Below are 18,561 nucleotides of genomic sequence, written 5' to 3'. Positions count from 1 at the left end.
GTGTTTTATAAGCTTTTACATCACTAGGCTTAATCTAGTTCGCTGTTACACATCCTACAAATGGTAAACACAAGCTCAAAACAATAAATAAATCTATATTTTTCATTTAGATAATTCCGACTATATATAAAATCAGGTATTTTTAATATTATTGAGTGTAGTAAGACTAACACAAAAGAGGATTATAATCCTCAAATTAAATTAATTGAACTTATAATGTTTTAAATTTGGAGTTGTTTTTATGACTAAATTCCCAGATGACTATCAAATGACACGTCAAGAAATTGATGATTTACGTCAAGACACTAAGGATGCTCTGAAATCGCCAGAATATTTAGAATTGCTGAAACAGATAACACCATTAGATTTATCAAAAGTAAAACAGCTACAGGATGTTGCACAAATAGAAAAGATAGATAAAAAATGAAATGAAAGCTTGGAAGATTTCATTTCACAATTTAAAAAAACAAGAATATAAAAACATGAAAGCTCATACATATCGTGCCGAGCCTCGGAATTGGGGTAACCTAATTATAGACGCTCTCTGATGATTGAGGCTATACCATTTACATTACCCAGATAAATATGCTTAATTTATGGGATCAATGATTTAGAAAAGAGAACCATCACTTATTTAATCTTTCGGCAAAATAACATGTGGTTCAACTTTAAGAATATGTGCAATTTCATAGAGTTTATGAACAGTAATATTTACTTCACCACGTTCAATTCGACCAAGATAACTACGGTCAATATTGCAAAGTAATGCTAATTTTTCTTGGGTAATTTTTTGTTCAATTCGACAACTTCGAATTGCATGTCCAATTTTTTGTGCTAAATCGTTCATAAGTTCTATTCTCATAAAGAATAGAACTATTCATTTTTGAGGACTAAGTATCCACGGTTTATAATCCTCATTATTAAATTTGAAAAATTGAATTTTAAATTTCAGCCAGTAATAATTCTAAATTCTTTTTTGAGGACTTAGACCCCCTTGTATACATGTTTTTGTATAAACTTACCTCTACTCTAATTGGCATTCCCAACCAACTAGTTAGTCCTATTCTGAATAGAGCAATCTGCCATTTATAGATTTTTTTGACATAGTTAAATTATTATAGTTTAATTTTTTGACTATTATAAAGTTTTTAAACAAATCGAATGTTATTCATTTTAACTTTTTATTTTATTAAGACTGATGAATATCAATTTTATATTGTTTTAAATGCTTACAATTTTTTATGATCTACGTAAAAAATTTAAATTATTTTATTACCTATACCCTAACAAAATTTATAACAATTTTAATAATGAGAGGTTATCAGGATGAAAACGATTCATATCAATGAGCTTCAGACCATATTAGAAAATGCAGAGGATTACAAAAAGGAACTCAGCAAATATGTTGATGTAATTTATACAGAAAATGGATTCGACTACCTACCTAAAAAAAACGTAACGATCATAGCCAATGATGGCTCTGAGCTATATCAAGATAGTGAAAAGTTACTTGTCAAAGATCGCCGAGGTTTCGTGGTAAATCCAAAACAAGAATGGTCCGCTGGTTTTAACAATATTTTGATACCAATGAGCCTGAATTTTGGGGCGATATTCAACCCTCTCGCGGACTTGGTAATTGACTTTGAAAGAGGGAGACGTATTAGAAAGTTTTTCAATAAAAAACAATCAGGGCAATATGACAAAATAGTTATATCCGTTGGTGACTCATGGTGGCAACACCCTTTAAATAAAGACATTATCGACATTCTGGACGATAAACATGAGAATTTGGCCATATATTGTATTGCTCGTGCAGGACAGGAGCTCCGTGAAATCATCGAGAAAAAGGAATACGTATCACCCCTCAAAACTGAAAAAGCCTCAATCTTTTTACTCAGCGCTGGAGGAAATGATATTTTAGAGGATGTCTCTGTATTTACTTACAACTACGACCCTAAAAAAACAGCCAAAGAGCACCTAAATAAAGAATACTACGAAAAATTAAAGCAGCTTGAGCATTGGTACAAAGAGATCTTCACAAACATAAACCTCTACAATAAGCATATAACTAGAATCATCATCCATAGTTATGACTATCCAATCCCTGTAAAAAGTGGGGATGGTCGAGGTGGGCACTGGATCGCAAAAAACCTATCAAAAAATAGAAATATTAAAGACCATGAACTGCAAAAAGCGATCGCTGTGGAAGTTATTAATGACATCCATTCTATTCTGTTAAAAGTAAGTCAACTACCCGAATTTTCTGCAAAAATCACATTAATGGATTTTCGTGGAAAACTAAAAAAAGTATCGAATTGGTATGATGAGATTCATCCAAATAAAGCAAGCAATATTGTTTTTGCTGATATGATTTTTAACGCGATGTAGCCTGTTGAGAAAACCTGCCCCTTAGTAACCGTGGCTGCAAGGGGCGGGAAAAGTATTAACCGACTTTCCATACAAATGCGTACTCTAGCTCTACTGTGTAGTGAAGCCGATACCCTGATCCAGCTAAGTACTGAAGTAGATTTTTAGAAAATGCTTCCAATATACTTGGTAGCAATGATACTTGACTACTATTAGCATTTTTCAAGTATTGAATAAGCTTTCTATCAACAACTTTTTCACACGTATCCTTGTTTAAAAATACTTCTTTACCTCGCTCTACTGAATCACATTGAACAGCAGTACAAGCAAGATTTGCCCTCGTTTCCCAGAAATAAAGAAGGGCCTCTAGACCATTATTCAGAAAATAAGACCGATCTAACTGTTCATTAACCACTTTTCGACCTTTAATATTTCTAAAGATTGAGTTCGCAGATTTCGGCATATTCATAGCTCCGTGCATCTGACACGGGATCGTAATAGACAGCTCAGAATCATGTATAATTAATGCCTTGATTACCGCAGTACGATAACGATTGAAATTAGTCTGAGGTTTATAGCTACGAATAATTTGCTCTAAAAAGAGTGCCTTATCATCTAAGTCCTTTATTTCAACGTAAAGACCTCCCAATAAATGAGTAATTATTTCCTTCTCACTCATTACACTCACATTTGCCTCAGAAAATGGTCTTAAAGTAAGAGGTTGTTCTCGCAATATATTTTTAATGATCGTATCAGACCTCATTCGCACTTCGTATTCACGCAATACGAGAGCTGTAAACAATTTAAAATCTAGGCGGTCAAATTGAGGTTCACCTAGCTTAGGAAATACCATCTCCGAAATTTGACTTATAGTCTCCTGCCCTGCCGCATTAGGATGCCTCCTTGCTACTTGCGTAAGGCGCTTAACCAAAGTATCAACAAAAGTAGGGATCGTTACGTACAATCGCCGCGCTTGATCTAGATACTCTTTTGGAAGCTGACAAGTTAATAAACCTAAAATCTCTGAAAATTGAGCAGTGTTCTTCAAGCTCTGCTCATGTAAGTCCTGGTTAGCAGTTGAATTTACAGGATGAGTAAATCGGAACTCAAAATTTGTCTGCGACTCTCTCCCACCTTTCAAAAAAGTCAAAAGATGAGGGAATTCTTTACACTTAAGGTAAAACAAACCTAAAACCTTATATGCCAAACTTCTATCTCTTTTTTCATATTCAGTAAATAGAATGCCTGTTGCTTCGTAAATAAAATCCTTAATCTCTTTAGATAAGTCATAATCCATTGAATTAACCGAATAAATCGGATTATCTGATTTATCTAAACCTCGTTTACCTGCGATATACTTATAAAAGCCCCCAAGCCCTTCATTCTTAACAGGCCCAAACCCTACATTCTTAAAAGGCCCAAGCCCTTCGTTCTTAATAGGGCTGCCTATATCATAAGCGTTATCATAGATCACCTCCTTATCAGCGTCTGTTAAACGGTCATGATAGATTGATACAAATTCACTATCAGCTCCACCTCGGGATAAAACACGATTAGTCGTGCGAGCAATTAAATGATCTTTATGGGTCATGTAGTGCTTTATATCGTCCATGGGTTTCTCTGTGCCAAAAAACAGCCATTCACGTACGGTTTCTTCAATCGATCTAGGCTTATCAGGCCCACATATCACTTCGTCATGGGACTCTGATTCGTTTAAAATGCTCATTTATTTCCACCATTCTTTTTTTGGTCATTAATTAGTGCTGTTGTAGCCCGCTTAGTAACACCAACCTTTTTTTCAGAATCTATAGCAACTTGTTCAATACCTCTCACCTGATCCTCAGAATACTTAAAACCATTTGAGCTATTGTCTGATAAGTGTGATGCAACGGTTTTAGGTGAAACACCTGCATCCAATAATTTTTTTACTCGAACGGCTGTTTGCCCCGCTCGCGTTCCACAAGTCATAATTTGATCTGCATGATCCCTAAAAGTATCAAGCAATCGAGGTTTAGGCTGCTTTGTAGCCTTCGGCATTGGAATTACATTATTAGCCGTTGATGATTCCTCATCTTCGGACATAATGTGCACAGTGATAGGTTGGGATTGAGACATGGGATAGCTCCTGAGAGTCGATGAGTTTTATACTTCAGAAACAATTTAACAACCATTCATCAAATCCAGTATCGGAGTATTTTTTATTTTTATTCTTTATTGCTCATAAATATTTTTCATCTTGTAAATTTAATTGAAATTTCAAAAAATTTTATTTTTTAGCAACCATATAATTTAAGATTTTTAAAAGAAAATTTTATGTCAACTTTTAACACAATAAATTGCCCAGCGATTTCTTTCACTAGATTCTCACCCTTCAATGATGCACGGGCCAATCACGAACAAGAGTGAATTAACTTAACCTGAACTTATCATCTTTATCCAATTTCTATATTACGTGAATGCAAAACTGAATGAATAGCTATTAATTATGACAATATTTCAATAATTTACCAAAAATGTAGCAGTTATAGCCTTTTCAATCATGTACTTTCAAAAATCATCACTTAATTTATCAAGACTTCGTACTCTTTTAGGATACTTTTGAATATCTAATGCCTTACCAACTTCATCATGATCTGGATGGGCTAGTTCTGCTACAGAATCTGCTATATTCAGTGAAATTAGAACCGTCACTAAATTTTTGAAACTTATACTTGGATCACCCTTTTCCATTCGACTAATCGTGCGTTCATCTACATGCACACGATTCGCTAATTCTTGGATCGTGATACGTCTACGGACTCGAGCAATTTTAATATTCTCACCAACGCGCTGAAGCAACTCAGCAACGCCATCGATCATAAAAAGACTTGACGATTTCTTCATATAATTCTCAGTAAAATCCAGCAAAAAAGACATTATATCCAGCTTAAATTCACTATAACCACATTTAATGTCCACTTCATCTTAAACTCTTGTAAATCCACTGCTAGCTTAGACATATGGCACTAAATATTATTTTATGAATTTCAATGTAATAGTTCAGCCCACAATTAAGAATACTCTCAATAAAAAACTTTCTAATGCTTAGATAACAAACAAATGCTCACATAAATTTATGTGAATGCTTAACTGCAAATGATATTTTAGATACAATGCATAAATAGAGGATTATAATCCTCAGCGATATATCAAGTGACTTAGATGAATGAAATCAAACATATTCTTAAAGAACCATTTCTTTTATTGGTTGAAAACGATGTACTGATAACATGGTCTAAGCCTAAAGATCTTTGGATGCGGTTTGAGGAGCCTTCTCAAACAACCAAATGGAAAATCTACTCGCTTATTAGGCAATTAGAGAAATTTGGGTATATTAAAAAACAATATGATAAATCTGGAATTTTTTATTATTCAGAAACAGATAAATTAACTGACTTTAGGGTTAATCATTGTCAAGAAAAAGCCATAAAGATATTAACTGAGGAGTTAAGACTACTCAAAGAAAAGAAGGCTGAAAAAGATGTTGAAATACAAATAACTAGAGATCTCAGCAAGCAACTACCTAAAATTAACTTCTGTCTTAAAAACCATATTAAAAATAGCCAAGATATTATAGAAAAACTAGATAACAAGAAAAATATTATATCTAATATTATTAAAAATATAGAATCATGTATTTATTAAAATAAATAAAATGTTTTAATAATATTAATTATATCTATAATAAAAAATATAATCCAATATAATAAACTCTTGCAAAATCTAAAGAAACAACTATTTTAAGATAATGTTCAAATTATTCTTATTACTACTATGAAGACTAATCAGCAAATCAAAGATGATTTTGAGAAAGCCGGAATAACGATTTCCGACTGGAGCTTAAAACATAATTTTTCAAGAGATTTAATTTACAGAATTCTAAATACAAATCGCTTACCACGACGTGGTGAAAGCAAAAGAATTGCTATCGAACTTGGATTAATTTCAGAGGAGAAAGAAAAATGACTTAAGAAAAAATAAAGCGGATTCATAGAATCCGCTCTACCCGTTTGCATTCAAGAGAAAGCTAACTATTGGCGTTTTTAGTATCTCTTGATTGCAATGTTCCGTCAAGCCTTGAGCAATAAAATCAAAATTGCTCAGAGCTTTATCTCATCCTAAAAAATGTGAGAACAGCGATGCAATCAAGCTATTTAGAACAAAAATTAGAGCGTCTTAATCAAAACCTACATGGAAAATTTGAAGATGCTTTTCGAAAACAAACACATGTTTCATCAAAATTTATTGGTGAGCGTAGAATAAAATCGCGTATAGGAAGTCGTGTTTCACTATTTCCAAGCATTAAAAATAAAGGATTAATATGTCTCGAAAGTAATTTAGAACTCGTTCATGCAATAAGTTTAGAACGGAATGAAGATGTCCTTGAGTACAGAACGCAAGCCATTCAAATATTCATCACTGAAAAACAATATATTATTCCTGATTTTATTATTCGTACTTTAAATGGCTATGAAGTTCATGAAATAAAACCGAATTTAAAAACAATTTCAGAAAGAAATTTTTCAAGGTTTCAAATAGCAGAGGAAATTTTAAAAAGTCATTGTATTAAATTCAAAACTTTTGATCGTAACAACCTTCTTTCAAAACAAGATTATCTCTTTTTAAATATCAGTTATCAACGCGCAAATTATAAAATATTAAATAAATCTGATTTAGATAAAGCAGAAATTATTATTAATAATGCAAAATTTAAGAGTAGAGAAGATCTATACCTTTTAATGCAATCAAATAATTTAAATTCAATTATTGCTGATCATTTTATTTTTTATAAAAAAATTCTAGGGGTTTAGATATGAAGAATAATTTTAATCTAAATATTGGTGATCGATTCACATACAATGATGAGTATTATGAAATATGTTATATCTAGCAGGAAACAATTCGCTATTCCAACATTATAAGTGGAAATATGTATTTCATAACAAAAGATGATTTAATTAAAAAAATATTATATGGAGATATAAAGTTAACTACTTTAAGTACTCCACTATTGCACAAAAATCAAACGCTAACGATTGACGAAATTTTTCAGTATATAGACTATGTTGTTTCAAACAAAATCCCATGCTCAATTAAGCATTTGAATTTTGCAATTATAAATATTACTCAAGAAAATCCGAGTCTAAGAAAAATAGCTGCAAGCACGCTGGCAAGGTATATAAAAAAGTATCGAGATAACTCAAATTCATTTAATGTTTTTTATCAAGGAATTGGTGGAAATAATAGTTTTAGATTTTCAATCGAAGTTGAAAAAATTATTAATGAGGTTATTCTCAATTTTATAAAAGAACGAGAAAATTTCAGTCCAAATGATGCTTATTTAATTATTAAAGAGCGAATCAGAGCACTCAATACAAATGCCGAAGTACCATCAGAGCGTACCATATATCGGCGCGTTCATAAATTTGATCCTTATATCATGGTCAAAAATAAAAAAGGAAAACGTAAAGCAAATCTAATTTTTAAAGCTTCAGGTCAAAGCTTAATATCTCCAAGTTTACTCGCAATAGTTGAAATGGATACCCATGAAATTGACTGCATCATTTTAGATAAAAATGGTAATACACTCGGTAGACCACAACTTTGTATCGCAATAGATGTTTATACACGAGCAATCGTCGGGTGGCACTTATGTATGCTTCCCCCTTCTGCAACAAAAACATTATTAGTTCTTAAAAGCATGTTGATGAGACCTCATCGCGGTTTAACAGGAGGTCTTCCGACCGTAATAATTCCGGACAATGGTTGTGAATTCAATAATAATGCGCTTGCCAATTTTTGTAATAGTTTCAATATTACCAAATCAGAATCACAACCATATTCCCCAGATAATAAGGCTCATGTTGAAAGTTTCTTTAAGTCACTTAATGAAAGTATTATCCATAAACTCAGAGGTACTACATATTCATCACCATTACATCGTGGAGATTATGACTCTGTCGGAAATGCCTGTTATACACTAGATACATTAAGAGATTTAGTTAACGAGTGGATTGAGAATATTTATCATAAAAGAATTCATTCAGGTACACAGCAAAGACCTGAAAAAATGTGGAGAGAAGCATCTAAAATATTTCCTGTTTTAACGATTCCTGAACTAGAAATTGAAAGAAAATGTCGGACAGTTTTTCGATATACCATCAATAAAGGGCAAATCAACTTAAAAGGTCTGAGATATAAATCTCAAGCTCTTGCCACATTAAATTATCTTTTTAAAGAAAAAGTCACTATCTATGTTGATCAACTAGATTTAACTACGATCTATGTTCAAGATCTTTTCAATACAAGTAATCTAATTCAAGCTGACTCAATTTATCCTGAGGCAACTAAAGATTTGACTTTGACTGAATAGCTAGAAGCAAAGGAAATATTGCGTGAAAAGTATAAATCTGATCCAGATGAAATCAAAAATGCAGAGACTCTATATCTAGCACGCTTAAACTTCTTATTAAAAATACAAACACTTAACAAGAAGAACAAACGTTTTAGACAAGCCAAAAATGACTTACCTCTGATGATTAAACAGCAGGAAGATCGGTTAAATCTAGCAAATTTACATAATGACGAAATTGATGCGCTGTCATCTACTAATCATATAGAAGAAGACAATCATCTTACATATGACAATTTACCGATGGATCTAACCGATTTTTTCTACGAAGAGATTAATTTCGATGAATAATTATACTCACATTCAAACTCTCGCTAAATTAAGAAATTTTGTTTGTCACCATTCTGATTTTTCAAATGCATTAAATGCTATAGAAGAATGTAGGGATATAAGCTATATAAATAACCAACCTGTAGGATGTCTATTACTAGGCGAAGGTGGTGTTGGTAAATCTATGTTATGTCGAGTTATTAGAGGTAGGAATAAGCCCTATCACTGCATTGAAAATAACGTAGATAAGTACATTGTACCTGCTTTCTATGTAGCTGTTCCCTCTCCAATCACAATTAAAAGTATTGCAATCCGAATGCTTCAAGAACTGGGTTGTACTGACATTAAAAGTACAAGTGCAGATTTGAATTATCGATTACGTATTCTCTTAAAAGAATGTAAAACACAACTGATCATGCTTGATGAATTTCATCATTTATATAGTTCAAGTGTTCAAAATAAATCTACTTGTGAGCTTGTCGCAAATTGGATCAAAACCTTAGCTGATGAAACTCAAATATCTATATGCTTAGCAGGTCTACCTAACATTCAAGATAATCTCTTTATTGATAGTCAGTTAGCACGAAGATTTTCTCGTGTCCTAAAACTCAATCCATTAACGCTAAACATACATAACGAAGCGGGAACACTTAAACCGTTTCTTAAACAAACATCTAATTATATTTCTGAAAATATAAATATTAAATTTGATCCAGAAATTACAACACAAGACCTATTAAAGCGCATATTTCTGGCAACGAGTGGTTATGAAGCATACGTAATGGAGCTTCTATATCAAAGCTGTTTAAATGCTTTAAAGAACGATCGTTTTGTTGTTTCTATGAGTGATTTTAATGAAGCTTATACATTGAAAAATATCAAGTATAAGCCTATGACTCAAAAAAATATTTTTCAACTCTCCCCTAATCAAGTTACTGAAATACTGATTTAAATCATGAAAAAATCAATACTTACACATACACCGATTCCATTTTCAGATGAATTTTTAGCTGGATTTTTTCTTAGAGCCTCTTATATAAATGGTTATCAATCACCGAAGCAAATGTTGAATAACACTGGCATTTCAATTTATACCTTATCTTATGAAGCGATATTTACTGATGAAAATAAACTCAAAAAAGTTATAGAACACTTAAAATTTTCCGATGATTTGTTGAAACTAGTGATTAGAAAGACTCCTCCAACATTTCAATATTTTTTCTGGAATAACAATCAAATAATTCAGCCTCAACTCCTATCATTAGGTTTAAATAAATTCCGTCCAATTTGCTTAGAAAATAATGGTTATTGGAGAAAAAACTGGTTATTAAATCCTTTAACAATTTGTCTGGAACACAAAATTAGTTTAACAATTAGCTGTCCAAACTGTCATGGTCTATTACCAGTAAATCGTAGGTCATTATTTGAATGCACTAGTTGTCACTATGATCTTCGAGAACATAAAAGCGAATCATCAACTCAAAATGATATCAATACTAATCATTGGTTTCTCAGTAACCTAAACACTAATAATGACAATTTTATAGAAATATTTTATGACATATGGATCGCACTACTTGAGTATTTTTCAAACTTAAACATACAAGTAAATAACTCTTTTATCTTGAGACTATCTTACGATTATTTCCAAAATGAAAAGCATTTTGTAGCTTTACTTATTCAGAAAATCGAAGAAAATCTAGTTTATGCTCATCCTCGTATTCAATTACTTCCCTTTTCTCAAAAAAAGGCTAGATTCGAGCATATTTTGGCTAAGATCCTGTCTCACTTTAATGACTATAAAAAATTTTCATCGCAACTTATTGATAGAAAATTTAATAAAAATGAAGCAAGACATATACTTGGAGTTAGCTTTTCATCATTTCATAAAAGATTAAATGCAGGAATTCTATATCATGATCAGCTTGTAAATAATGAAAAAAATAGTTTCAGTGCCAAAATACTTGAGGATTGGTTGATTAATGATGCAAGAAATATCAATGGTACATATGAATATCGTCATCCACCATACCTAGCTGATGAATCCAATCATTATTATACTATTCCTGAAATGATGAAAATACTGGATATCAATGATAGAAACACCCGTTTATTTCTTAAGATTCCAGATATTCCAACGACCAAAAAGTATCTCAATCGTTATACACAGCTTTGTCTTCATAAAGACTTTATCAACGATTTTAATGAAAAATATATTTTCTTAAGCCCACTGGCTAAACAATTAGACGTTTCGCCACTGACACTAAGAGATAAACTTTCTAGTTTAAAAATCGATCCAATCTACATCAATAAACTTTATCCTTCTTTTTATGCTAGAAAAGACATTCAACATTTAGATAAATCTATGATTGAGAATATAGTCACCTACAAGAACAATTTGGGGCGCAAGAAAAAAGGAACTGTGATAGAAAGCGACAACAATGATTTCATCAATCTGAATGACGCTGCTAAACTTTTCAATCTTTCATCAGCCCAAATAGCTCAACTCATTAAACAAGAATGTTTGTTAGTTGAAGATATAAATGAACGCCCATACCGCATTCCACGAAGAAGCATCGATCTATTACTACAATTAAAGAATGACCCTTCTTTTATCTCTATAGATGATGTACTTAAAGCGCTTAACTGCACAGCTGACCAACTACAGAAGAATTGGATCATGACTGGCTATTTGACACTTCGAGATGTAGGTTATTGGCAATCACTACCAAAAAGACAGGTTGATCATGTCTTAGAAATTAACAAGGATTTTTGTACAGCATCAGAGGCTAACGATCTTCTTGGAATGCATAGAACTCATATTACTAATATGGTCTCTAGAGGATTGATCAAGCCATATCTTCACGGCAATCACAATTACTCTGTTAGGTTGTTTAAAAGAGAGGATGTTAAAAAACTGATAGAAGCAGGCTATGGTAAAAAAAATCTTAACTTATATGACATAAATTTCTAAAAAGTCTTAACTTATGTGTCAAAAGAAGCTGAGATCATATGTCATAAAAAATTTAAAGCTATTGATTTAAGTGAATAACTAAATCTCATGTTATATGTCATTCACTGTTCAAAAATCCCGTCTATATGGCGGGATTTTTTATGCTTAAAAATTATGGTAAATTGATAAAACACAAAAACTTAGCATATCAAAAAACATCAATATATTACTTAAAAGAAGAATTCATCTAATGAAACTAGAATCCGGTGAACGTGAAATTATCGAAATTTATCCACGTCTATGCAAACTCACAGCAACTTTATTATTACTCATCACACCAATTATGCTGTTGATACGTTGGCCTGAACTCGTCAATCAAAATTTTCCGTTTAACAAAGTTTATGATCTCATTTTGTTATTTCTAGGCGGAATCATTTCTTTATTTCCTCGATTCATTTTGACTACACATCGAGCAATTTATTCTTTTGGACCTTTCTACAGGAGTGAAATCGAGCGTCAATATGTGCATGATATTAAAATCATTCCCAATCCACGACACATTGTTTCAAATCCAGATTCAATATGGCTAAAACCTTTATTTAGCAAAAATAAAATTCGTGAAGATGCAGATTATTGGCGTAAACATGGTTTCTTAAAATTTGTCCATGATAAAAATGAGCGAACACTCATGAAATCAAGTTTAGATCTTTTACCTTTATCAATACTTTCAGATGAGCAATCAAATGAATTTATTAAAAATATTCAAAGATTTTGGAACTTTGATGCCAATCGTATTGAAATGGCAAACATAGCAGATATTAAAGCTAAATATGCGAGCGAAGATATTGGCAATCGCACCCCTTCGCTGATTATATTCAGTGTCCTCCTGGTGATTGCTGCAATGTTTGCCCCCGTATATCTATTCAAGGCACAACATTTTGCAGTTGAATCTTATTTATGGGCAATTCCATTGATCATTGTGATGACCTTATTAGCCTACCCTTTTATTCGGGCAGAAAATAAAAAATATCCATACATTGGAACCATCTGTAGCGGTATTTTTTTAGGTGCTGCTCTTTATTTTGTCAGCTTGCAATTGAATCGTTGGTATAGTGAATCCCATCATTCAACTCTGAACAGTACGCTCACTTTAGAAAGTTTAGAGAATAATGTACAAATTTGGCGTTTGCCTCCAAACTTAGCAGAAAATGTGGGTACAGATAAAATTTATGTCTCAGACCGTATATCTGGATTTAACAACAAACTGCAACCGCAGCAAAACTATAATATCGAAATTAAACAGGGTTTCTTTCAAGATTATTTTATTGATTCAGCAAGCCTGAAAAACATCCGAGCAATAGCTGAATAGCCATAACTCATTCAGCAAAATAAAATGTTTATTTTTCAAACTGCTCTACTATTATAAAATTGAATAACAACACTACATTTACGACTTAATATCCATAAAAATAGAGGCTAAAATGAAAGGGCAAATTCTAGATTTTTCCATCCAGACCAACACAGGCATTATCAGTGGGGATGACCAAAATCGCTATAACTTTACTGGTGCGGAATGGCGAGGTCAGCGCCCGCCTAATCGTGGCGAACATGTCGATTTTGCTGTCGACGATGCCGGTAATGCCACTCAGATCTATATTACTCTCAACCGCAACAACCCTATTCAAAACCTGTCTGAGCAACTGGATAAAATTTCAAACCAGAATCAATCTGAAGAACAATTTAATATAATTGACTGGTTTGTAAAATGTCTTAAAAATTATGTCACCTTTGATGGACGTGCACGACGTAAGGAATTTTGGTTCTTTATGCTGGTTTCTTTCATTTTGGGCATTATTGTACAAATGATTGATGCAATACTCGGTACAGATCGCCTTTTAAATAGCTTATTGAATCTGGCCTTATTGCTACCGAGCTTAGCTGTCGGTGCCCGTCGCCTACATGACACAAATCGTTCTGGTTGGTGGCAACTTCTTGTCCTGACTGTTATTGGCATTATTCCCCTTATCATCTGGTGGGCAACCGACACCAAGGCTGAAAGCAATCAATGGGGTCAGCCAGCTCGACAAATTTAAATCTTAGAATCAAAAAAAAGGGCGTTGATCGCCCTTTTTCATTTATCTCGACTTAACCATATTTTCGGGCAAAATCTTCATCTGAGGTACATAAGTAAATAATGAACTCAATGAAAGCCACAATCGCAGGGATAAAGGTCCAGAAGAAAATCAGATAAACAATGCCCCAGCCAACTTGCCCTAAATAAAACTTATGTACACCGAAGCCACCGAGAAAAAAGGCTAAAATTGCAGCCACAATCCTGTTTTTCTCACCCAATTGAGTCGCAAATGCTGGAGCTGAACTCAGCACATAAATGTCGTTGGCCTGACCTGTTCCATCCACGGTAAAATCAACTTTCTGACCTCTAGCAGGTGGAACTTGTCCACGCCAGCTTGCTCCAGAAAAGTTATAGCGGTTCTGGTCATCGCCACTAATCACACCAGAATTACTTTGAATAGAAAAATCCAATATCTGACCTTTCATAAATACCCTTATTTTTCTTTATATTAGCTTTTAAAGCATACGTTCAATTGCACACATTTAAAATATTTTTAATCACATTTTTCTAGGCGTATCAGCTTTGTTTTTTATTTCCTTCGGCTAATTTTTTAACCAATAAAAAATCTCAGCAGCCGCTTTATACTTTAAAGCGTAAAAATTTGAATCTAAAAATTGCATAACAAGATTTACGTTCACACTCAAATCTACAACAAAAATAGCCAAACCCGACTAAGCTCAAAAAACTTACAATAGATGAGCACAGGAAAGACCAATACAAGAAAATAATGCGCGAAAACGAGCATTAAAAAATCCAGATGCAACTCAATTGGAGTCACATTGATCACAACCGCATGCAATAGCTGTCCCGTGATGGAATAGTCATTGCACAAAAAATTGCAATCACACCCTCTTTATCATTTTCTTGAAAGGTGATGGTTCATGGACATAGCAGCTGAATATTCCCTATTTCAATGTCGTTATCTTCCGCGTTATTTAATTGGGCTGATCTTTATCCCTGCCATATTTATTGTTTTAGCGCAGCATTCACTCAGTAGCATCAATATGGTTCAGGATTTCAGTAGCCTGATTCAGTATTTATCGCATCAATCCCTATCGGGCTGGTTAGTGGTAACACTCGTCATCATACTGGCCTGTATAGCGATGAACATTAAACTTGTGGTCACTAGCCAAAGCATATCTGTTCAAAGCTTAGGAATAAAGCTCAATAAGCTGGTGCAGCGCGATAGGCTGTTCAAAGCCCAGCTTTATTCTTCGCATGCCTCAAAGTATCGTATGCTAAAGCCTCTCACAGCAGAAGCATTAAGCAAGGCGCAACAGTGGAAAACCTGCAGGATCGGCTTTATTTTAAAGCCTGAATTCCGCAAGCAATATAAAATGGCGCATATCGACCTGAATATGTTGAATGAGGACAACCGACGACAGCTGATCCAGATTTTGGCGCAACACTACTATTTAGACCCTAAATTTTTTTTAGGCAGAGCACAATTTGCCAGACGAAAACTGCAGCACAAATTTTAATAAAAAAGCGCTCTCCGCGCTTTTTATCATTCCCTGTTTAGGCCGGAATACGCAGCACCTGCCCTGGATAAATGTCATCGGCATTTTTTAGCAAGGGACGGTTGGCTTCAAATATTTTGTTGTATTGATTAACATCCCCATAAAATTCTTTGGAAATTTTAGACAGGGTATCTCCCGATTTGACGGTATAGAATTTACTTTCAGGTGCCGGGGTAGCGACTGTCATCTGATCATCCACCTGGGCGACATGATCGATATTTCCCACCGCCAATACAATTTTTTCACGGTCAGCCTGGCTTTGCACCCGACCTTTAATGGTCGCCAGATCCGTCGTGCCATTATAACTAACAGATAGCCCAGTTACAGGTAGTCCCAATGCCTTGATATGCCCTAGAAGCTTGTTTGCAATTTCCTGTGCAGAGGGTTCAGCTGGAGTGGCAGGCGCAGCCTGTTGTTCTGCGGGTGCTGTATTTTTTTTACCAATACCTTTTACAAAATCAAAAAGACCCATTGTATTTCTCCATCATTATTATTTGTACGATTTAAAAATAGCGCTCTTTTTTTATACCTAAAATCTATTCACAGAAAGGTTGTCTTTGGTCAAGCATCAGTAAAGATATGTAATTTTAATTATTCAATAAAAAAGCCACCTTTCGGTGGCTTTTTTATATTCAGCAGAGCTGAAACAACAATTAACCTAGTTTCTTAGAAACATAGTCAATAGCTGATTGAACAGTTGTGATTTCGTTAGAATCTTCATCAGGGATAGTGATGTCAAAATCATTTTCGAAAGACATAACAAGCTCAACTAAGTCCAAAGAGTCAGCACCTAAGTCATCCATAAAAGATGCTTCGTTTTTGATTTCTTCAGCTTTAAGACCAAGTTGTTCTGCAACCGCTTGTTTGATACGTAGTTCGATATCGCTCACAGGAATTCTCCTCATTGCTTGTGGCGTTTTTAATGCCGTTAGTTTAATTGAATATCTTATTTTTGCAAAGTTTATAGTTGAGCTTAGCTCATGTATAAACCGCCATTTACATGTAAAACAGTACCGGTAATGTAACTTGCCTTCTCGGAAGCCAAGAAACTTACGGCATTTGCGATATCTTGTGGATCACCTAAACGGTTTAACGCCACTTGATCACTCATTTTCTTGCGAATGTCTTCACTGAGTTGTTCAGTCATTTCTGTTGCAATAAAGCCAGGAGCCACGGCATTCACGGTAATTTGGCGGCTTCCCATTTCTTTTGCCAGACTGCGACCAAACGCTTCTATGCCTGCTTTGGCAGCAGAATAGTTGGCCTGTCCTGGATTTGCAAAGTGTGCAACGACAGAACTGATATTAATAATGCGGCCAAAACGTGCCTTGGTCATGCCTTTTAAAACACGCTTAGACAGGCGATATACGGCTTTCAAATGAATATTGAGAATGTCATCCCAATCATCTTCTGACATACGCAGTAACAAATTATCTTTGGTAATACCGGCATTATTCACTAATGCAAGTACAGGGCCATGTTTTTGTTCAATTTCTGTAACCAGAGCATCAATCGCTGCTGCATCACGTACATCCAGAACTTTACCTGCGCCATTTTCAGCAAAACTTGCAGATAATTTTTCTGCGCCTGCTTCTGAAGTGGCTGTACCTACTACAAAATAACCGTCTTGAATCAATTGCTGAGCGATGGCTGCACCAATCCCTCTGCTCGCGCCTGTCACTAATGCAACTTTGCGTTCCTGTGTCATGCAATTTTTCCTTCCGCCACTAAAATGGCACTTAGCGCATCTTCCATACGACTGTTGCTGTCGAGTGGGAATGCTTTTTCGATATTTGGTAAACGCTTCGCAAGGTTGGCAAGCACATTACCCGGACCACATTCAACCACGTACTGCACTCCCTGATCTTGAAGGAACTGCATGGTCTTGGTCCATTGCACCGATTGATACAATTGTGCAGTCAATGCCTGACGTAACCCTGCCACATCTGTCGCGATTTCCGCGTTGACATTTTGTATTACAGGAAGGCTAGGTAGCTCAATGGCAGTATGTTCCAAAGCTTGTGCAAATTTGTCAGCAGCAGGTTTCATCAGTGAACAATGTGATGGCACAGACACCGGTAAGGCAATGGCTTTACCGCCATTTTCTTTAGCCAAGTCCATGACCGCCTCTACCAAAGTCTTATCACCGGCAATCACCACCTGGCCCTGAGCATTGTAGTTAGCAGCTTCTACTGAACCACGCCCCTGTATATTGACCTGTTCACATAGCTCAAGCACTTTGGCATCTTCCAGACCCAAAATAGCGGCCATTGCGCCCTGACCTTGCGGTACTGCATCTTGCATGAGTTTGCCACGCAAATTCACCAGCTTAACTGCATCACCCAGTGACATCGCTCCAGCGGCAACCAATGCGCTGTATTCACCCAGAGAGTGTCCTGCAAGATATTTTGGTGCCACCCCACCCAATTCTAACCACACACGCCATAAAGCGATTGATGCTGTCAACAATACAGGTTGGGTAAATTCAGTCTGATTTAAACCTTCGCCGCTTTGTGCAATCTGCCATAGGTCAAAACCCACAGCTGCCGATGCTTCTGCAAAAGTTTCTGTCACGCTACTAAACTGTTCAGCCAATTCTGCGAGCATGCCGACTTTTTGTGAGCCCTGACCCGGAAATACAAATGCTGTTTTCGTTGCTTGAGCGACTTGCTCGAGTTGTTTAGCAGACATAAAAAAATCCTGTAATGAAGTGATATTGTTATTCAACAATCGGTTAAATAACCAACATACACTTATGTAAGCTTATTTACGGAACGGAATTTAACATTTAATTTTTGTTTTGGTAATTGCCAAATACAACAAAAATACAGCACAAAAAAAGGGAGCTTAACGCTCCCATTTTTTC

21 protein-coding genes are annotated in these 18,561 nt (G+C 34.7%); 12 read left to right on the top strand and 9 right to left on the bottom strand.

Features of this window, described 5'->3' with window-relative positions; genetic code table 11:
- Positions 1-241: 241 nt before the first annotated feature.
- Entirely contained in the window at positions 242-427 is a 186-nt protein-coding gene (locus tag WAE57_RS04525) for a hypothetical protein (RefSeq protein WP_337708685.1), read from the top strand.
- Between the two features lie 207 nt (positions 428-634).
- On the opposite strand, the gene WAE57_RS04520 is transcribed toward WAE57_RS04525, so the two are convergent.
- The gene (locus tag WAE57_RS04520) at positions 635-847 is read right to left on the bottom strand and encodes a helix-turn-helix transcriptional regulator (RefSeq protein WP_337708684.1); all 213 of its coding nucleotides are present in this window, start codon (positions 845-847) and stop codon (positions 635-637) included.
- Positions 848-1,326: 479 nt separating this feature from the next.
- On the opposite strand from WAE57_RS04520, the gene WAE57_RS04515 reads away from it, so the two are divergent.
- Positions 1,327-2,388, top strand: a complete 1,062-nt coding sequence (locus tag WAE57_RS04515; protein ID WP_337708682.1) for a hypothetical protein — start codon at positions 1,327-1,329, stop codon at positions 2,386-2,388.
- 55 nt (positions 2,389-2,443) lie between these two features.
- Here the strand turns inward: WAE57_RS04515 and WAE57_RS04510 are convergent, their stop codons facing one another.
- The 3 genes from WAE57_RS04510 to WAE57_RS04500 form a co-directional block, all read right to left on the bottom strand.
- On the bottom strand, positions 2,444-4,093 hold the full coding sequence (locus tag WAE57_RS04510; protein WP_337708680.1) for a hypothetical protein: 1,650 nt from the start codon (positions 4,091-4,093) through the stop codon (positions 2,444-2,446).
- The gene (locus WAE57_RS04505) at positions 4,090-4,482 is read right to left on the bottom strand and encodes a hypothetical protein (RefSeq protein ID WP_337708678.1); all 393 of its coding nucleotides are present in this window, start codon (positions 4,480-4,482) and stop codon (positions 4,090-4,092) included. Before WAE57_RS04505 ends, WAE57_RS04510 begins: the two co-directional genes overlap by 4 nt.
- 432 nt (positions 4,483-4,914) lie before the next feature.
- Positions 4,915-5,283, bottom strand: coding sequence for a helix-turn-helix transcriptional regulator (locus WAE57_RS04500; RefSeq protein WP_337708676.1), 369 nt, complete (start codon positions 5,281-5,283; stop codon positions 4,915-4,917).
- 285 nt (positions 5,284-5,568) lie between these two features.
- On the opposite strand from WAE57_RS04500, the gene WAE57_RS04495 reads away from it, so the two are divergent.
- The 9 genes from WAE57_RS04495 (at position 5,569) to WAE57_RS04455 (ending at position 14,134) form a co-directional block, all read left to right on the top strand.
- A complete protein-coding gene (locus WAE57_RS04495; protein WP_337708674.1) occupies positions 5,569-6,051 on the top strand; it encodes a hypothetical protein in 483 nt (160 codons plus the stop codon).
- 129 nt (positions 6,052-6,180) lie between these two features.
- Entirely contained in the window at positions 6,181-6,372 is a 192-nt protein-coding gene (locus WAE57_RS04490; RefSeq protein ID WP_337708672.1) for a DNA-binding protein, read from the top strand.
- A gap of 173 nt (positions 6,373-6,545) precedes the next feature.
- Positions 6,546-7,217 carry a TnsA endonuclease N-terminal domain-containing protein gene (locus WAE57_RS04485; RefSeq protein ID WP_337708670.1) on the top strand — a complete coding sequence of 224 codons (672 nt, stop codon included), beginning with the start codon at positions 6,546-6,548 and terminating at the stop codon, positions 7,215-7,217.
- Between the two features lie 119 nt (positions 7,218-7,336).
- A complete protein-coding gene (locus WAE57_RS04480; protein ID WP_337708667.1) occupies positions 7,337-8,779 on the top strand; it encodes a DDE-type integrase/transposase/recombinase in 1,443 nt (480 codons plus the stop codon).
- Positions 8,780-8,797: 18 nt separating this feature from the next.
- Positions 8,798-9,109 carry a hypothetical protein gene (locus WAE57_RS04475; protein WP_337708665.1) on the top strand — a complete coding sequence of 104 codons (312 nt, stop codon included), beginning with the start codon at positions 8,798-8,800 and terminating at the stop codon, positions 9,107-9,109.
- On the top strand, positions 9,102-10,040 hold the full coding sequence (locus WAE57_RS04470) for a TniB family NTP-binding protein (protein ID WP_337708663.1): 939 nt from the start codon (positions 9,102-9,104) through the stop codon (positions 10,038-10,040). Before WAE57_RS04475 ends, WAE57_RS04470 begins: the two co-directional genes overlap by 8 nt.
- 3 nt (positions 10,041-10,043) lie before the next feature.
- Complete coding sequence (locus tag WAE57_RS04465; RefSeq protein WP_337708661.1) at positions 10,044-12,062, top strand: helix-turn-helix domain-containing protein; 2,019 nt, start codon at positions 10,044-10,046, stop codon at positions 12,060-12,062.
- Positions 12,063-12,291: 229 nt separating this feature from the next.
- Entirely contained in the window at positions 12,292-13,410 is a 1,119-nt protein-coding gene (locus tag WAE57_RS04460; protein WP_237786131.1) for a hypothetical protein, read from the top strand.
- A 112-nt stretch (positions 13,411-13,522) separates the two neighbouring features.
- A complete protein-coding gene (locus tag WAE57_RS04455; RefSeq protein WP_337708658.1) occupies positions 13,523-14,134 on the top strand; it encodes a DUF805 domain-containing protein in 612 nt (203 codons plus the stop codon).
- Between the two features lie 52 nt (positions 14,135-14,186).
- On the opposite strand, the gene WAE57_RS04450 is transcribed toward WAE57_RS04455, so the two are convergent.
- Entirely contained in the window at positions 14,187-14,600 is a 414-nt protein-coding gene (locus tag WAE57_RS04450) for a TM2 domain-containing protein (RefSeq protein WP_237788350.1), read from the bottom strand.
- Between the two features lie 456 nt (positions 14,601-15,056).
- On the opposite strand from WAE57_RS04450, the gene WAE57_RS04445 reads away from it, so the two are divergent.
- On the top strand, positions 15,057-15,656 hold the full coding sequence (locus WAE57_RS04445) for a hypothetical protein (RefSeq protein ID WP_337708655.1): 600 nt from the start codon (positions 15,057-15,059) through the stop codon (positions 15,654-15,656).
- Between the two features lie 37 nt (positions 15,657-15,693).
- On the opposite strand, the gene lysM is transcribed toward WAE57_RS04445, so the two are convergent.
- The 4 genes from lysM to fabD form a co-directional block, all read right to left on the bottom strand.
- Positions 15,694-16,167, bottom strand: a complete 474-nt coding sequence (gene lysM, locus WAE57_RS04440) for a peptidoglycan-binding protein LysM (protein WP_337708653.1) — start codon at positions 16,165-16,167, stop codon at positions 15,694-15,696.
- 181 nt (positions 16,168-16,348) lie between these two features.
- On the bottom strand, positions 16,349-16,585 hold the full coding sequence (gene acpP, locus WAE57_RS04435) for an acyl carrier protein (RefSeq protein ID WP_004651013.1): 237 nt from the start codon (positions 16,583-16,585) through the stop codon (positions 16,349-16,351).
- Between the two features lie 83 nt (positions 16,586-16,668).
- Positions 16,669-17,403, bottom strand: a complete 735-nt coding sequence (gene fabG, locus WAE57_RS04430; RefSeq protein WP_237788353.1) for a 3-oxoacyl-ACP reductase FabG — start codon at positions 17,401-17,403, stop codon at positions 16,669-16,671.
- Positions 17,400-18,386, bottom strand: coding sequence for an ACP S-malonyltransferase (gene fabD / locus WAE57_RS04425; protein ID WP_237788354.1), 987 nt, complete (start codon positions 18,384-18,386; stop codon positions 17,400-17,402). The genes fabG and fabD overlap by 4 nt, the downstream gene beginning before the upstream one ends.
- Between the last annotated feature and the right edge of the window lie 175 nt (positions 18,387-18,561).

The organism is Acinetobacter sp. NS-4 (assembly GCF_037402435.1).
GTDB lineage: Bacteria > Pseudomonadota > Gammaproteobacteria > Pseudomonadales > Moraxellaceae > Acinetobacter.
This window is presented reverse-complemented; position numbering and strand designations above follow the sequence as displayed.

What these genes read in the sequence shown, in the direction of transcription:
- WAE57_RS04525 (WP_337708685.1), top strand. Translation starts at nt 242, where the DNA reads ATGACTAAATTCCCAGATGACTATCAAATGACACGTCAAGAAATTGAT.
- WAE57_RS04520 (WP_337708684.1), bottom strand. Translation starts at nt 847, where the DNA reads ATGAACGATTTAGCACAAAAAATTGGACATGCAATTCGAAGTTGTCGA.
- WAE57_RS04515 (WP_337708682.1), top strand. Translation starts at nt 1,327, where the DNA reads ATGAAAACGATTCATATCAATGAGCTTCAGACCATATTAGAAAATGCA.
- WAE57_RS04510 (WP_337708680.1), bottom strand. Translation starts at nt 4,093, where the DNA reads ATGAGCATTTTAAACGAATCAGAGTCCCATGACGAAGTGATATGTGGG.
- WAE57_RS04505 (WP_337708678.1), bottom strand. Translation starts at nt 4,482, where the DNA reads ATGTCTCAATCCCAACCTATCACTGTGCACATTATGTCCGAAGATGAG.
- WAE57_RS04500 (WP_337708676.1), bottom strand. Translation starts at nt 5,283, where the DNA reads ATGTCTTTTTTGCTGGATTTTACTGAGAATTATATGAAGAAATCGTCA.
- WAE57_RS04495 (WP_337708674.1), top strand. Translation starts at nt 5,569, where the DNA reads ATGAATGAAATCAAACATATTCTTAAAGAACCATTTCTTTTATTGGTT.
- WAE57_RS04490 (WP_337708672.1), top strand. Translation starts at nt 6,181, where the DNA reads ATGAAGACTAATCAGCAAATCAAAGATGATTTTGAGAAAGCCGGAATA.
- WAE57_RS04485 (WP_337708670.1), top strand. Translation starts at nt 6,546, where the DNA reads ATGCAATCAAGCTATTTAGAACAAAAATTAGAGCGTCTTAATCAAAAC.
- WAE57_RS04480 (WP_337708667.1), top strand. Translation starts at nt 7,337, where the DNA reads ATGTATTTCATAACAAAAGATGATTTAATTAAAAAAATATTATATGGA.
- WAE57_RS04470 (WP_337708663.1), top strand. Translation starts at nt 9,102, where the DNA reads ATGAATAATTATACTCACATTCAAACTCTCGCTAAATTAAGAAATTTT.
- WAE57_RS04465 (WP_337708661.1), top strand. Translation starts at nt 10,044, where the DNA reads ATGAAAAAATCAATACTTACACATACACCGATTCCATTTTCAGATGAA.
- WAE57_RS04460 (WP_237786131.1), top strand. Translation starts at nt 12,292, where the DNA reads ATGAAACTAGAATCCGGTGAACGTGAAATTATCGAAATTTATCCACGT.
- WAE57_RS04455 (WP_337708658.1), top strand. Translation starts at nt 13,523, where the DNA reads ATGAAAGGGCAAATTCTAGATTTTTCCATCCAGACCAACACAGGCATT.
- WAE57_RS04450 (WP_237788350.1), bottom strand. Translation starts at nt 14,600, where the DNA reads ATGAAAGGTCAGATATTGGATTTTTCTATTCAAAGTAATTCTGGTGTG.
- WAE57_RS04445 (WP_337708655.1), top strand. Translation starts at nt 15,057, where the DNA reads ATGGACATAGCAGCTGAATATTCCCTATTTCAATGTCGTTATCTTCCG.
- lysM (WP_337708653.1), bottom strand. Translation starts at nt 16,167, where the DNA reads ATGGGTCTTTTTGATTTTGTAAAAGGTATTGGTAAAAAAAATACAGCA.
- fabG (WP_237788353.1), bottom strand. Translation starts at nt 17,403, where the DNA reads ATGACACAGGAACGCAAAGTTGCATTAGTGACAGGCGCGAGCAGAGGG.
- fabD (WP_237788354.1), bottom strand. Translation starts at nt 18,386, where the DNA reads ATGTCTGCTAAACAACTCGAGCAAGTCGCTCAAGCAACGAAAACAGCA.